10 protein-coding genes and 2 pseudogenes are annotated in these 14,459 nt (G+C 65.2%); 6 read left to right on the top strand and 6 right to left on the bottom strand.

The window, feature by feature from the left end; all coding sequences use genetic code 11:
* Positions 1–92: 92 nt before the first annotated feature.
* Positions 93–1,286: a serine hydrolase domain-containing protein gene (locus AKL29_RS05610; protein ID WP_050383413.1), complete on the bottom strand. Its 1,194-nt coding sequence runs from the start codon at positions 1,284–1,286 to the stop codon at positions 93–95.
* A 346-nt stretch (positions 1,287–1,632) separates the two neighbouring features.
* On the opposite strand from AKL29_RS05610, the gene AKL29_RS05605 reads away from it, so the two are divergent.
* The gene (locus AKL29_RS05605; RefSeq protein WP_028335531.1) at positions 1,633–1,956 is read left to right on the top strand and encodes a hypothetical protein; all 324 of its coding nucleotides are present in this window, start codon (positions 1,633–1,635) and stop codon (positions 1,954–1,956) included.
* Between the two features lie 157 nt (positions 1,957–2,113).
* Positions 2,114–3,609, top strand: a pseudogene (locus tag AKL29_RS05600) (NAD-dependent succinate-semialdehyde dehydrogenase).
* A gap of 64 nt (positions 3,610–3,673) precedes the next feature.
* Here AKL29_RS05600 and AKL29_RS46580 read toward each other — a convergent pair.
* Positions 3,674–4,571: pseudogene (locus tag AKL29_RS46580) on the bottom strand (transporter substrate-binding domain-containing protein).
* Positions 4,572–4,711: 140 nt separating this feature from the next.
* Here AKL29_RS46580 and AKL29_RS05590 point away from each other — a divergent pair.
* Positions 4,712–5,413, top strand: coding sequence for a GntR family transcriptional regulator (locus tag AKL29_RS05590; protein ID WP_050383412.1), 702 nt, complete (start codon positions 4,712–4,714; stop codon positions 5,411–5,413).
* Between the two features lie 60 nt (positions 5,414–5,473).
* Positions 5,474–6,844 (top strand): NAD(P)/FAD-dependent oxidoreductase, encoded by a 1,371-nt coding sequence (locus AKL29_RS05585; protein ID WP_050383608.1) that lies wholly within the window; start codon positions 5,474–5,476, stop codon positions 6,842–6,844.
* Positions 6,845–6,952: 108 nt separating this feature from the next.
* On the opposite strand, the gene AKL29_RS05580 is transcribed toward AKL29_RS05585, so the two are convergent.
* From AKL29_RS05580 to AKL29_RS05565, 4 genes are all read right to left on the bottom strand, one after another.
* Entirely contained in the window at positions 6,953–9,106 is a 2,154-nt protein-coding gene (locus tag AKL29_RS05580; protein WP_082190483.1) for a SulP family inorganic anion transporter, read from the bottom strand.
* A 337-nt stretch (positions 9,107–9,443) separates the two neighbouring features.
* Positions 9,444–10,244 carry a crotonase/enoyl-CoA hydratase family protein gene (locus tag AKL29_RS05575; RefSeq protein ID WP_050383411.1) on the bottom strand — a complete coding sequence of 267 codons (801 nt, stop codon included), beginning with the start codon at positions 10,242–10,244 and terminating at the stop codon, positions 9,444–9,446.
* A gap of 292 nt (positions 10,245–10,536) precedes the next feature.
* A complete protein-coding gene (locus AKL29_RS05570) occupies positions 10,537–11,451 on the bottom strand; it encodes a phosphoribosylaminoimidazolesuccinocarboxamide synthase (protein ID WP_050383410.1) in 915 nt (304 codons plus the stop codon).
* Positions 11,452–11,590: 139 nt separating this feature from the next.
* The gene (locus tag AKL29_RS05565; RefSeq protein WP_028335539.1) at positions 11,591–12,508 is read right to left on the bottom strand and encodes a pirin family protein; all 918 of its coding nucleotides are present in this window, start codon (positions 12,506–12,508) and stop codon (positions 11,591–11,593) included.
* 269 nt (positions 12,509–12,777) lie between these two features.
* On the opposite strand from AKL29_RS05565, the gene AKL29_RS05560 reads away from it, so the two are divergent.
* A complete protein-coding gene (locus AKL29_RS05560; RefSeq protein WP_050383409.1) occupies positions 12,778–13,353 on the top strand; it encodes a GNAT family N-acetyltransferase in 576 nt (191 codons plus the stop codon).
* A gap of 31 nt (positions 13,354–13,384) precedes the next feature.
* Positions 13,385–14,458: an AraC family transcriptional regulator gene (locus AKL29_RS05555; protein ID WP_050383408.1), complete on the top strand. Its 1,074-nt coding sequence runs from the start codon at positions 13,385–13,387 to the stop codon at positions 14,456–14,458.
* Position 14,459: the final 1 nt, after the last annotated feature.

The raw sequence follows: 14,459 nt of genomic DNA, 5'->3' as shown, positions 1-14,459 counted from the left end.
CGGGAATAGCCCTCACCCCAACCCTCTCCCCGTAAGAACGGGGAGAGGGAGAGAAGTCCCATAACGGCTGGTACGACTTATCTCATCGAGCCTTACGCCGCCCTTTGCCCGCTGCCGGCGTCCAGCCCGGCATAGATGCCCTTCTCGAAGCCTGCGAAGGCCTCCAGGCTGTGCTTGTCGGCGAACGGCAACAGCTGGGTCAGGATCACGCCGCAGACGTCGCGCGACGGATCGATCCAGTAATAGGTGTTGGCAAGGCCCGCCCAGGCGAGGCTGCCGGCGCTGCGGCCTTCCGGCGTCTTGGCGGTGTTGATCAGGAAGCTCAGTCCCCACTTCTTGACGATGTCGGGATAGAGATCGACATCGTTGGTATACATCGGCAGGGCCGTCGTCATCTTGCCGATGGTGAGCTCGCCGATGTGATTCTGGCCCATGGTCGCGACCGTCTCGGCCTTCAGCACCTGATTGCCGTTGCCTTTGCCCTTGTTGAGGATCATCTGGCAGAACTTGATGTAGTCGGCCGCGGTCGAATACAGGCCGCCGCCACCCATGTGGAATTCGGGGTTCTGCTCGAGCTCGAACGGGATCGCCGCAAGCGTGCCGTCCTCGCCGCGGGCGTGCATGCCGACCAGCCGCTTGCGCATGTCGTCGGAGATCTTGAAGGCGGTGTCGCTCATGCCGAGCGGCGCGAACATGTTGTCGCGCAGATAGGCATCGAGCTTCTTGCCGGATGCGGCCTCCACCGCCTTGCCGACGAAGTCGATATTGGTGCCGTATTCCCAGCGCGTGCCGGGATCTGTCATGATCGGCGTCTTCAGCGCGGCATTCAGGCAGGTGATGATGCCGGGCGTGCCGGTCTTTTCGAGGTACTTCCCGAGATTGGCGTCCCACATATCGTAGGCGAAGCCGGCGGTGTGGGTCATGAGCTGGCGTAGCGTGATCGGCTTTTTCGCCGGCCGCAACTGCGGTTCGCCCTTGGCATCGAAGCCGTCGAGCACCTGCACCGCAGTGAGATCGGGCAACAGCTTGCCGATCGGCTCATCGAGCGAGAGCTTGCCCTGCTCGACGAGCTGCATCGCGCCCGCCGAGGTCACCGCCTTGGTCATCGAGGCGATCCAGAACACGCTGTCCGCCGTCATGGGATCGCTCTTGGAGAGGTCGCGCTTGCCGAACGCGCCTTCGTAAATCACGTCCTTGCCGGTGGCCGCGATGGCGACCACGCCGGGAATTTCCTTTGCCTCGCTCTTCTGGCGCAATACCTGATCGATCTGAGCCTTGCTCTGCATTGGGGGCTTCCTCCGGTGGGGTTTATTGTTTTGAAGTGGGCGGATCATCCTCCCGCTTTTCCGCTCCCGCAAGGCGGGCGCGATGCGACCACGTCGCGATGTCGTGAAGGCCGGCTGCTAGGAACGGCCTTGGTCGGGAGGCGTTCACCACGCGCGCAGATTTTGCAGGGGACGCCGCGCAAGTCCCGGTGACCTTCGCGGGCGGCCACGGTAACGTGATCAAGGAATGATTTTCGCACCTGATTATTTGCATTAACGCATTCAGATCGCTGCACAAACGGTGCGGCGGATTGGACCGGATTTGACGAAAAGATTCGTCATTTCCCGCCTTGCGGGGGGCGCAGCAATGATTTCGACATGGAGTGAATGGAAGCGCTATCCGCGGCCGGGCCGCGGCGAGAATATCGAAGCGCCGATCAGCCCAGGTCTCTACGAAGTTCGCTACGCAGGTACCGGCGCACTGCACTCGTTCGAGGCCGTCGAGAATGTCGCGCGGGCGCTGGCGCTGCTGCAGACCGGCGCCAAATCCTGGTTCGGCCGCCGCGATGCGCAGGCGCAGGCCGACCTCGAATACCGGACCTGCGCGACCTCGACCAAGGCGGACGCCAAGGCCGCGGCCGAGCGCATGATCGGCCGTCGGGAAACCTATATGTCTGGCGGGGCGGTCTGAGCGCCGCTGCACGACGGCGCGTAAAAAAAAGATCGCGCGCGAGCCCTCAATATTGCTTGAGGCAGGGTCGCGCCCGGCGCCGGTGCATCGCAGCGGCTTTCCGCTTATATAGGCGCGAACACCCCCAAGAAATTCCAGAAATGACAGGAGTAACGCCATGACCCCGCCCGTTGCCGCACGCGCCACCCAATCCGCAGCATCCTCCCTGCAAAGCCGCCTGAAGGACCCCTCGCTGCTGCGCGACCGCTGCTACATCGACGGCGCCTGGGTCGGCACCCCCGAATTCGCCGTCAACAATCCGGCGACCGGCGTCGAGCTGATCAAGATCCCGCAGCTGAGCGCCGATGACGCGACCAGGGCCGTCGAGGCCGCCGAGCGCGCGTTTCCGACCTGGGCCAAGCTGACCGCGAAACAGCGCTCCAACATCTTGCGCAAATGGTTCGATCTGATCATCGCCAACCGCGAGGACCTTGCGCTGATCCTGACCTCCGAGCAGGGCAAGCCGCTGGCGGAAGCGCTCGGCGAGGTCGATATCGGCGCCGCCTATGTCGAATTCTTCGCGGAAGAGGCGCGGCGTGTTTACGGCGAGACGATCCCGACCCAGCGTCCGGACGCGCGTCTGCTCGCGATCCGGCAGCCGATCGGTGTCTGCGGCGCCATCACGCCATGGAATTTCCCGAACTCGATGATCACCCGCAAGGTCTCGCCGGCGCTGGCGGCCGGTTGCACCGTGGTGCTGAAGCCCGCCAACGAGACGCCGCTGTCCGCGCTCGCGCTCGTTGCGCTGGCCGAGAAAGCCGGCGTGCCGAAGGGCGTGTTCAACATCATCACCGGTGATGCGCCGCCGATCGGCAAGGTGCTGTGCGAGCATCCGGCGGTGCGCTTCGTCGGCTTCACCGGCTCGACCGAGGTCGGCAAGATCCTGTACCGGCAGGCGTCGGTCGGCGTGAAGAAGCTTGGCCTCGAGCTCGGCGGCAATGCGCCGTTCGTGGTGTTCGACGACGCCGATATCGATGCCGCCGTCGAAGGCGCCATGTCTCGAAGTATCGCAACATGGGCCAGACCTGCGTCTGCGCCAACCGTCTCTATGCCCAGGACAAGATCTACGACGCGTTCGTCTCGAAGCTGTCGAAGAAGGTCGCCGAGATGAAGATCGGCGACGGCACGGAGCAGGGCGTGACGCAGGGGCCGTTGATCAACATGGAAGCGATCGAGAAGGTCGAACGGCACATTGCCGATGCGGTGAAGGGCGGCGCCAAGATCGTGACCGGCGGCAAGCGCTCGTCGCTCGGCCGCAGCTTCTTCGAGCCCACGGTGCTGTCGGATGTGCGGCCGGACGCGCTGGTGTCGCACGAGGAAACCTTCGGTCCGCTTGCGCCGGTGATCCGCTTCAAGGACGAGGCCGACGTGATCGCGATGTGCAATGCCTCGCCGTTCGGCCTCGCCTCCTACTTCTATTCGCGCGACATCGGCCGCGTCTGGCGCGTCGCCGAGGCGCTGGAGTCGGGCATGGTCGGCGTCAACTCCGGCCTGATCACGACCGAAGTGGCGCCGTTCGGCGGCGTCAAGGAATCGGGCCTCGGCCGCGAAGGCTCGCGCCATGGCATGGATGAATATGTCGAGATCAAATACGTGATGATGGCCGGCGTCTGATCGCCGTCATTGTCGTCGCGCTTCAGCCCGGCTCCGATTGAATCGGAGCCGGGCTTTCGGTTGATCACACGCCCTTGTCGTTCGGGTTGGCGACGGCATCCTTCAGCGGCGCCGTCATCGGAAAATTCAGGTTCACGTTCTTCGGCGGGATCGGCCGCGTGAACCATTTTGCGTAGAGCTCCTGGAATTCGCCGTTCTTCATCATAGCGACCAGCGTCTTGTCGACCAGCGCCTTGAACTCCGGGTCGCCCTTGCGGATGATCAGCCCGTAGGGTTCGGTGCGCAGGCTGTCGTCGATGATGCGCCAGTCCGCCGGGTTGCGGCTGCCCGCGATCAGGCTCGCCAGCAGAATGTCGTCCATCACGAAGGCTTCGCTGCGCCCGGTGGTCAGCGCGAGGAATGATGCGGCGTGGTCCGCCGTCAGGATGTTTCTGGTCTGAAAGTTCTTCTCCTGGGCCCGTGCTCAACAGTCCGATCGAGGTCGAGCCCGAGGTCAGCGAGACCGGCCGGCCGCCGAGATCCTCAAAGGTCTTGATCGGCGCGTCCTTATGCACCACCGCGCGGATGCTCGACACGAAGATCGTGTTGCTGAAGGCGACGACCTTCTGCCGCTCCAGCGTATTGGTGGCGGGACCGCAGACGATGTCGATGGTGCCGTTCTCGATCAGTGGGATCTGGGTGGAGAGCTGGATCGGCTGCAGCCTAATCTGCAGCGCCGGTAGCTTGAGCTCGGCCTTCACCGCATCGACGATCCGCGCGCAGAGGTCCATCGCGAAGCCGACCGGCTGCTGGTTGTCGTCGAGATAGGAGAACGGGACCGAGACGTCGCGGTGGCCGAGCCGGATTTCGCCGGCATCGCGGATCTTGGCCAGGGTGCCGCCGGACGATTGGGCCTGTGCCGGGGCGGACACCGTCGCCGCAAGAAAAGCTAGGCAGATCAACCGCTTGGTGGTTTGACGCATCAGGTGCTCGCGAGCGCTGGCAATGTTGGATACGATGAGGCCAGATTTTATACATAGCATTGCATAAATTGGAAACCGATTTTATACAATATGGACCATGGCGGATATCCTGATGCCCGCCGCACAGAGAGAGAAGCCGGATGGAACCCGCAACCGTCATCAGCCATCGAGGGGCCGGACCCCACGGTTCAGCACCGGACGCCGTGCGCGAGGCATTGCGGGCCGCGATCAGCTCGGGCGAGCTCGCGCCCGGATTGCAGCTGCGTCAGGACGAGCTTGCCGCGCGGTTCGGGACCAGCCGCATCCCGGTGCGCGAGGCGTTGCGCCAGCTCGAGGCCGAGGGTTTTGTGACCTTCCTGCCGAACCGCGGCGCGGTGGTCTCGGATCTGTCGATCGACGAGGTGATCGAGCTGCTCGAGATCCGGATCGCGCTCGAATGCCACGCGCTGCGCCTGGCGATCCCGGCCATCGGCGAGATCGATCTCGAGGAGGCGACGAAAATCCTCCGCGCCTATGATGCCGAGCCCGATCCGGCGCAATGGGGCGCCTTCAACTGGAAATTCCACGCCACGCTCTACGCGCCGTGCAATCGCCCGCGCCTGCTCAGCATGATCGAGGCGAATTACGGCCATGTCGGCCGCTTCACCCGGGCGCTGGTGTCGCAGGCGACCGGCAAGGAGCGGCCGCAGCGCGAGCACTACCGGCTGCTCGAATTCTGCCGCGACGGCGAGGTCAAGAAGGCGGTCCGGCTGCTGCGCGACCATATCGAGGAGACGCAGAAGACGCTGCGCTCGGCGCAGCGCCAGGCGCTGCGCGATGCAGGCGAAGGGCGCCCTGCCTGATCGTCGCTCAGACAATGTGAATGATCGCGGGCCGCGCTGCGCGGCCGCAGGAGAGTGCGCGTGAAGACCAATGATGTCGAAATCCTGGTGATCGGTGCGGGCATCGTCGGCATCGCCACGGCCTATTACCTCGCCATACAGCACAAGCGTTCGCGCCTGCTGATCGTCGACGAAGGCCAGCCGATGGCATTGACCTCGGCGCAGTCGGGCGAGAACTACCGCAACTGGTGGCCGCATCCGACGATGGCCGATTTCACCAATCATTCCACCGACCTGATGGAGGAGATCGCGCGCCGCAGCGACAACCGCATCCACATGACGCGGCGCGGCTATCTTCTGGTCACCCGCGAGGAGAAGCCCGAGGAACTGCTGCAGCAGCTGCATGCCGGTTACGGCGCGAAGGCCGAACAGTTGATCCGCATGCATGAGGGCGACGGCCGAGGCTATCTGCCGCCGCATTCGGCGGACTGGCAGAGCGCGCCTGACGGGGTCGACGTCCTGCTCGGCCGCGACCTGATCCAGGCCCATTACCCGAGCTTCGACAAGGAGGTCGCGACGGCGCTGCATATCCGCCGCGCCGGCGATATCAGCGGCCAGCAGCTCGGCCAGTACATGCTGGAGACCGTGCGTCCGCTCGGCGCGCAATTCCAGCGGGCCAAGGTGCTCGGCATCGCGAAGACTGGTCGCTTCACCGTCGATGTACTCGCCGATGGCGCGAGGCAGACCATCAAGGCCGACATCATCGTCAACGCCGCGGGCCCGTTCGCGGCGCATGTCGCGGCGATGCATGGCGAAGAGCTGCCGATCGTCAATGTGCTGCAACAGAAGATCGCGTTCGCCGACCGCAACCGCGCGGTCGATCGCAAAATGCCGTTCGCGATCGATCTCGACGGCCAGACGCTGGCCTGGTCCGATGACGAGCGCGAGGCGCTGTCAGCGGCGCCGGAATTTTCGCGTCTGCTGGCGCCGATGCCGGGCAGCATCCATTGCCGGCCCGACGGCGGCGATCACGGCGAGTGGATCAAGCTCGGCTGGGCGTTCAACGCGGAACAGACCACCGAGCCGGTTCGCGAGCCGGAGCTGAATCCCTATTTCCCCGAAGTGGTGCTGCGCGCGGCGAGCCGGCTGCAGCCAAAGCTCGCGCACTATCTCGGCGCGCTGCCGCGCGCCCGCGTGCATTACGGCGGCTACTATCCGATGACGAGAGAGAACTGGCCGCTGATCGGGGCTGCGAAGACACCGGGCGTGTTCCTCGCCACCGCGCTCTCCGGCTACGGCACGATGGGCGCCTGCGCCACCGGCGATCTATGCGCCCGCGCCATCGTCGGCGCGCCGGCTCCCGCATTCGCCCGCAGCCTTTCGTTGGCGCGCTATGACGACAAGGCGCTGATGGCCGAGCTCGCGGCGAGCGAAAGCCGGGGGTTGCTGTAGCTCGACCTCACCTTCGTAGCCCGGATGGAGCGAAGCGAAATCCGGGGCCGATGCTGCCGCGCGGCTAAACCCTGGATTGCGCTGCGCTCCATCCGGGCTACGCCTTGTCTACCGCCGCAGCACCGCAATGGTGCGATTGGCAAACGTCAGCCGCTCCGCCATCACCGACACGAAATAGGTCAGCAGCTTGTGGCTGAGCTCGGGGTCCTCGTCGCGGATCGCGGTGAACTGGTGGGTGTTCAGCACATAGAGCACGCTCGCCATCTCGGCCTGGATGGTCGCGCTGCGCGGGGCCTGTGAGACGAGGCCCATCTCGCCGATCGTGGTGTAGCGGCCGAGGCTGCGCACCCGGGTGGAGCGGCCGTCCTCGGCGGGCACCATGATGCCGACCCGGCCGTCGAGGATGAAGTGCATGGAATCGGCGGCGTCGCCGGCATGCACGATGACCTCGCCGGCGTCGACCTCGATGCGCTGGCAGCGCCGGATCAGTGCGTCGGCGTCGTTCTCGCTGTCGAGCATCCCCGCGAACCAGCCGCGCAGGTCAGCTTCCTCCTGCGCGAGCTCCTGGTGCTGCGCGATGATCTGGTTCTCGCACCATTCAAGCGCGCGATCGAGCTCGTCGATCACGGTGACACCCTCGGTGATGAAATCGCCGGAGCGCAGCACCTGCTCGGCCTTGGCCGACAGATGCACCAGGACCAGCTCGACGCCGACCTCGTGCGCGCTGCGCTTGATCTGCGCAAAGCTGTAGGCCGCCGATGAATCGACGCCGGTAACGAGCTTGAAGTCGAACAGCAGATAGCGGCACTCCGGGTGCTCGCGCAGCAGCGCCTTGACGTGCTGGTACAGGCGGTTGGCGGAGCCGAAGAACAGATAGCTTTGCAGGGTCAGCCCCTGGATCTTGCCGCCATGCGCCGACAACACCTCGCGGTCGTCGCGCGAGCGATCCAGCGAGCTGCGATATTCCGAGCCGTCGAAACCGTATTTGATCGCCTCGACCCGCGCCGCGCTGAGCGCAAAGGTGGCGCAGCCGATGATGACGCCGATCAGGATGCCGGGCACGAAGCCCCAGGTCACGATAATGGCGATGATCGCGAGCAGCGACACATATTCGGTCTTCGACAGCCGCTTGCGCGATTCGATCATCCATTTGTGCAGCTGGTCGGCGCCGAGATAGAGCAGAAGGCCGCCGAGCACGAATTTCGGCATGTAGCCGAGCAGCTGCGGAGCCACCGCCAGCATCAGCAGCGAGATCGCGGCGACTGTCAGCCCCGACAGCCGGCCGCGCCCGCCGCTTGAGAAATTAAGGATCGAGCGGCTGACCGAGATGCAGCCGGCATAGCCGGCCAGAGCGCCGGTCACGATGTTGGCGAGGCCGGTGATGTTGAGTTCGCGCTCGAGATTGGCCTCGCGATGCACCGCGACCTCGATGCCGGTGGTGTTGAACAGCGTGCTCGCCGCCGTGACGAACACGACGGCGATCATGTTGCCGAGCAGGTCCGGCACCGCCGACCACGGATATTGCGCAAGCTCGGCCATGTGCCACGGCAGCATGAAGGTCGATGCCGGCGGCGGCTCGAAGGTCCAGCCGGTCAGATGCGCTTCCTCGGGCGCGATGCCGATGATCCAGAATACGAGGTGCGCCACGATCACGCCGCCGATCAGGATGATCGGCAGACCGAACGGGGTGCGCGAGCGATGCCAGGTCAGATACAGCACCAGCGCCATCGCGCAGGCGGCACTGAGCTCGGAGATCGTGATGATGTTGGTGAAGTAGAAGAGGGTGCTGAGCTGCACGGGGTAGCCGGTGATCACCCTGATCGCGCCCAGCACGATCAACAGGCCGGTTGCCCCGAGGAATCCGCCGACCACAGGGTAAGGCACGTAGCGGATGGCACGGCCGAACCGTGTCAGCCCGAGACAGCACAGCACGATGCCGGTGACGATGGTCGAGAGCCCGAGCGTGATCAGGACCGGCGCGAGCAGCGGCGCCGTCGGATTGGCGGCAGCGATGCGCTCGACCAGCGAGGCCATCAGGATGCCCGTCACCGCCGCGGTGGAGGTGTCGGGGCCGGCGACCGCGAAGGGCAGCGAGCTACCGAGCGCGATGAAGGTCGCGAGCACTGCCGAGGAAATGAATGTCGCCGCCACGCCGTATGACAGATAGGGCGACAATGGCCCGGCGAAGATCAAGAGCGCGTAGGACAGGCCGAACGTGATGCCGAGCACACTGGCAGCACCGCCGCCGAGCACGTCGTGCATCGCCCGCCGCGCTTGCGAGCCGAAATAAAGCGATCGACTAATCACGTTAAAAAATGTCCTGAACTTTCGCCGCCAGTCGTAGACGAGCCCGGCGCAGGACGACAACAGGATTCTTGTGACAACCAATTCTCAGCGCGCGCATTTTGCTTCTCGCGCAAAGCCCAACGAAACCCAGGGCCGCGGAATTGGCGTCAACCTCTCCTTGAAGAGGGGAGGTCGCTTTGCTCGTCAGAGCAAAGCGGGTGGGGATTTGCTTTCCCGCATCAAGCGTCGCCTGCGGCTGACCCCCATCCCGACCTTCCCCCTTTCAGGGGGAAGGAGAAGGCAGGCGTGATCTTCAGCCGTGGCCGCCCTCATTGCCGAAGGCGCCGTGACGGCCGACGCCGGAGGCAAAGCGCGCCGCGCCCGACAGCGTTTCGCCCGAGGCGATCACCTCGAGCCCGCCGCGCATCTCGTTCCTGATCGCCTCTTCCTCGTCGAGGTCCCACTGCCGCAGCGCCGACAGCCGGTCGGCGCGCAGGCAGTTCTGCGGGAATTTCGCGATGTCCCTGGCGAGCGCGATGGCGTGGGCGCGGGTCTCGCCCTTCGGCACCAATCGGTTCGCGAGCCCCATGCGGTGGGCTTCAGCGCCGCCGACCGGGCGTCCGGTGAGGATCAGGTCGATCGCCTGCGAATGGCCGATCAGTCGCGGCAGGCGGATGGTGCCGAGATCGATCAGTGGCACGCCAAAGCGGCGGCAGAACACGCCGAAGGTTGCGTCCTCGGCCACAACACGCATGTCGGCCCACAGCGCGAGCTCCATGCCGCCGGCGACCGCAAAGCCTTCGATCGCGGCGATCACCGGCTTCGACAACCGCAGCCGGCTCGGTCCCATCGGCGCGATCGTGTCGTGGCCGCCGACCTCGCGCTTCTTCTCGGGATCGCCCGCCGCCGCCGCCTTCAGATCGGCGCCAGCGCAGAAATAGCCGCCGGTGCCGGTGAACACCGCGACGGATGCGCTCGCGTCCGCATCGAAGGTGAGAAACGCGTCATACAGCTTGCGCGCGGTGGCGCCATCGACGGCGTTGCGGTTGTGCGGACGGTTGATGGAGATGATGGTGACGGGACCATCGCGTTCGACGAGCACGGTATCGGACATGGGGCGCTCCCTGGGCTGTTCTTGTTTGTGCCCGGAGAGTGACATCAGAGGCGACTACGGTGCAATCCCGCGACGAAAGGCGCAATTCCGCAGGGTGGGCAAAGCGAAGCGCGCCCACCATCACGAGCACGGCCACAATGGCGGGCACGACGCTGCGCGCCTTCGCGGGGTTGGCGGTGATATTTCGTAGCAACCATTAAGACGCGGATGGGTAGAGCGTAGCGAAACCCATCACCATCGTGCCACGGATAGAGGTCGTGGGGTTCGCTGCGCTCTACCCACGGACGACCGATCAGACCTTCAGCTCGCTTCCCGTCACGCGGCGATACGCTTCCAGATACCGCTTGCTCGTCGCATCCACCACGCTCGCCGGTAGCGGCGGGGCGGGCGCGTCGCCGTTCCAGCGGCCGGCGCGACGCTCGACGTCGAGATAGTCGCGCAGTGGCTGCTTGTCGAAGCTCGGCTGCGGCTGGCCGGGCTTGTAGGCATCGACCGCCCAGAAGCGCGACGAATCCGGTGTCATCACCTCGTCGATCAAGATGATGCGGCCGTCCTTGTCGCGGCCGAACTCGAACTTGGTGTCGGCGATGATGATGCCGCGGGCGCGGCTGGTCTGCTCGCCATAGCCGTAGACGTCGCGCGCCATCTTCTCCAGCGTCGCGGCGACGTCGGCACCGACGATCTCGCGCACCCGCGCGACCGTGATGTTCTCGTCATGGCCAGCCTCGGCCTTGGTCGCCGGGCTGAAGATTGCGGGCTCGAGCTTCTGGCTCTCGACCAGGCCGGCCGGCAGCTTCTCGCCGGCAAGCGTGCCATCGGCCGCGTATTCCTTCCACGCCGAGCCGGAGATGTAGCCGCGGATCACGCATTCGATCGGGAACACGGTGGTGCGCTTGCACAGCATCGCGCGCCCGAGGATGTCGGCGCGATGGTTCTTCAGTTCAGGCACGGCGCGAATGATCTCGTCGGCATCGGTGCTGATCATGTGATGCGGCACGGTGCCCTCGAGCTGCCGGAACCACCAGGCGCTGATCTGAGTCAGCACCGCGCCCTTCATCGGAATGGTTTCCGCCATCACCACGTCGAATGCCGAGATGCGGTCGGTGGTCAGCAGCAACACCCGATCGTCGCCGACGGCGTAGATATCGCGCACCTTGCCGCGGCCGATCCGGGGCAGGGGCAAATCGCTGGATAGCATCGCGGTCATGGCGTGATCTTTCTAGAGCCTTCAATGACGAGCGCCCGCACGAGGCGCGCGGGCGCCGCAGACTAGAGCATGATCCGGAAAACTGTGCAGCGGTTTTCCGAAAAGATCATGCTCAAATCAAAGAGCCACAGGAATTAGCTCACTCCGGCAGCGGAATGAACTCGTGTTCGTGTGGAACCTGCGCGAAACGCCCGGTTTTCCAGTCCTGTTTGGCCTGCTCGATCCGCTCCTTGGAGGAGGAGACGAAATTCCACCAGATGTGGCGCGGCCCCTCCAGGGCGTCGCCGCCGAGGAACATCATGCGGGTCGGCCGCAGCGTCTTCACGGTGATGCGGTCGCCGGGCCGGAAGATCAGGAGCCGCGGCCCTTCGTGGCGGTCGCCCGCGATCTCGACCTCGCCGTCGACGAGATAGATCGCGCGCTCCTCGTGGTCGGGGTCGAGCGGCACCGAGGTGCCGGCCTTCGCGGTCACCTCGGTGTAGAACCAGGGCGAGACCATGCTGACCGGCGAGGTGATGCCGAAAGCCGAGCCCGCGATGATGCGCGCGGTGAAGTCGCGCTCGGAGATCATCGGCAGGTCGCCTGCGCCATAATGCTGGAACGACGGCGCGATCTCCTCCTTGCCCGCCGGCAGCGCGATCCAGCTTTGCAGGCCCAGCATCTTCTGGCCGTCGCGGCGTTGCACGTCGGGAGTGCGCTCGGAATGCGCGATGCCGCGGCCCGCGGTCATCAGGTTCATCGCGCCGGGCTGGATCTCCTGGATGTTGCCCTCGCTGTCGCGGTGCATGATGCTGCCGTCGAACAGATAGGTGACGGTGGCGAGCCCGATATGCGGATGCGGCCGCACGTCCATGCCCTTGCCGGCGAGATACTGCACCGGCCCGAAATGGTCGAAGAAGATGAACGGCCCGACCATCTGCCGCTTGCCATGCGGCAGCGCGCGGCGCACGGCAAAGCCGTCGCCTAGATCGCGGGTGCGTGGCACGATGATCAGATCCAGCGCGTCGCAGGTCTTGGGATCGCCGAGTTCGGGATCGGTCGAGGGCTGCCAGCTCATGTCGGACTCCTTACGGTGGTGTAGCAATCATACTCCAATCGTCGTCCCGGCCAAGCCAACGGGTCGGCGCGAAGCGCCGCCCGATGACAGGCTCCGCGCGAGCCGAGACCCATAACCACAGGGCGCGGTGATGGAGCAGGCTGTGGCCACGGCTTCGTCAAACAACGAAGCCCTGTGGTTATGGGTCCCTGCTTTCGCAGGGACGACGACATACTTCTGACGCGTGCGCGCGCGTGATAACAGCATAATCTTGGAAACCGGAGGCAGTCATGGTTTCTCTGATCAAGCCAGGCGCAAGACTGCTGCAAGTCGACGGTCCCGTGATCGAGACCGCCCGGCTGATCCTGCGGCCGTGGCGCGCATCGGATATCGCTGAGAACACGCGGATGCTGTCCGATCCCGAGACCGCGCGCTTCATCACGCCGGATCACCAGCCGGTCACCTCGGAGCTGAAGGGCTGGCGCAATGCCGCCGTCATCTCCGGCCATTGGGCGCTGCACGGCTTCGGCATGTTCGCGGTGGAGGAGAAATCCTCCAGCCGCTACATCGGCCGCGTCGGCCCGTACTGTCCGCCGGAATGGCCCGGCTTCGAGGTCGGCTGGGGCATCGCCAAAGAGCATCGCGGCAAGGGCTATGCGGTGGAAGCGGCGCATGCGGCGATCGACTTTGTGTTCGCGAACTTCACGGTCGACCGCATCATCCATTGCATCGATCCGGTCAACGCAGCTTCACAGGCCGTGGCGCGGCGGCTCGGTGCCGTGAACGAGGGGCCGGGCAAGCTCGAGGGCGACGTCGTCGATATCTGGGTGACGTCGCGTCAACGTTGGCAGCGCCAGCCATCTTGAAAAACCACCTCCGACCGACGATTGTTCGGCGATGACATCGGCTGCTTCACACTGGGCCGCACTTGAACTCTGCCTGCGCAGCGCCAGCGTGGCGCTGCTGCTGGTGCTTGCCGCCTTGCTGCTCACCGATTTTCGCAAGGCGCTTTCCGGGCGCCTTGCGGCCGCCTTCGCGCTCGGTTCGGCCGCACATGCGGTGACCGCGTCGATCGGTGCCGGGCCGCCGGTCTCGGACTGGCATGCGCCACTGATCGCGCTCTCGACCGGCGATATCGTGGTGTTCTGGCTGTTCACGCGCGCGCTGTTCGATGACACGTTTCAGCTGCGCTGGTGGCACGGCCTGATCTGGGCCACGGTCGTGGCCTACAGCTTCGTCAATTGCATGTGGATTGCACCCGCCGGTCACGCGCGGATCGCGATCATCATGGTCAATTCGCTCACGCTCGTCTTCGTTGCGCTTGCGGTGGCGCAAACCATCGGATCGTGGTCGGCGGATCTGGTCGAGCGTCGCCGACGTGTCCGCGTCTTCATCGTCGCCGCGTCTGCGCTGTACGGCGGATTGAACGCGCTGCTTCAGATTGCCTATGCCGGCAGCCGCGTGACAGTGGAATGGGCCAACCTGGCGAACGCGGCCGTGCTCGCCGCCATCGTGGCCGCAATCACCTGGGCGATGATGCGCGTCGATGGTGCCGACCTGTTCACGGTGCCGGCGGAGGCCGTCGTGCTGACGAAGCCGGCCGCGGCCGAGGAGGCGGCCGATCGCAAGCTGGTCGATGCCCTGATGCGGCTGATGGCGGACGAGCGGATCTACCGCCACGACAACGTCACGATCGGCACGCTGGCGACCCGGTTGAAGATCCCCGAATATCGTCTCCGGCGGCTGATCAACCAGCGGCTCGGCTATCGCAACTTCAATGTCTTCCTGAACAACCACCGGATCGAGGAGGCCAAGGCCGCGCTCGCCGATCCCTCCCAGGCCGAAGTCCCGGTCATCACCATCGCCATGGACGCCGGCTTCCAGTCGCTCGGCCCCTTCAACCGCGCCTTCAAGGCGACGACCGGCGTGACCCCGACGGAGTACCGGAAGCTGAAGGCAAGTGCGGTGTGAA

It is taken from the genome of Bradyrhizobium pachyrhizi, from assembly GCF_001189245.1.
Classification (GTDB): Bacteria; Pseudomonadota; Alphaproteobacteria; order Rhizobiales; family Xanthobacteraceae; genus Bradyrhizobium; species Bradyrhizobium pachyrhizi.
This window is presented reverse-complemented; position numbering and strand designations above follow the sequence as displayed.

What these genes read in the sequence shown, in the direction of transcription:
- AKL29_RS05610 (WP_050383413.1), bottom strand. Translation starts at nt 1,286, where the DNA reads ATGCAGAGCAAGGCTCAGATCGATCAGGTATTGCGCCAGAAGAGCGAG.
- AKL29_RS05605 (WP_028335531.1), top strand. Translation starts at nt 1,633, where the DNA reads ATGATTTCGACATGGAGTGAATGGAAGCGCTATCCGCGGCCGGGCCGC.
- AKL29_RS05590 (WP_050383412.1), top strand. Translation starts at nt 4,712, where the DNA reads ATGGAACCCGCAACCGTCATCAGCCATCGAGGGGCCGGACCCCACGGT.
- AKL29_RS05580 (WP_082190483.1), bottom strand. Translation starts at nt 9,106, where the DNA reads ATGCACGACGTGCTCGGCGGCGGTGCTGCCAGTGTGCTCGGCATCACG.
- AKL29_RS05575 (WP_050383411.1), bottom strand. Translation starts at nt 10,244, where the DNA reads ATGTCCGATACCGTGCTCGTCGAACGCGATGGTCCCGTCACCATCATC.
- AKL29_RS05570 (WP_050383410.1), bottom strand. Translation starts at nt 11,451, where the DNA reads ATGACCGCGATGCTATCCAGCGATTTGCCCCTGCCCCGGATCGGCCGC.
- AKL29_RS05565 (WP_028335539.1), bottom strand. Translation starts at nt 12,508, where the DNA reads ATGAGCTGGCAGCCCTCGACCGATCCCGAACTCGGCGATCCCAAGACC.
- AKL29_RS05560 (WP_050383409.1), top strand. Translation starts at nt 12,778, where the DNA reads ATGGTTTCTCTGATCAAGCCAGGCGCAAGACTGCTGCAAGTCGACGGT.
- AKL29_RS05555 (WP_050383408.1), top strand. Translation starts at nt 13,385, where the DNA reads ATGACATCGGCTGCTTCACACTGGGCCGCACTTGAACTCTGCCTGCGC.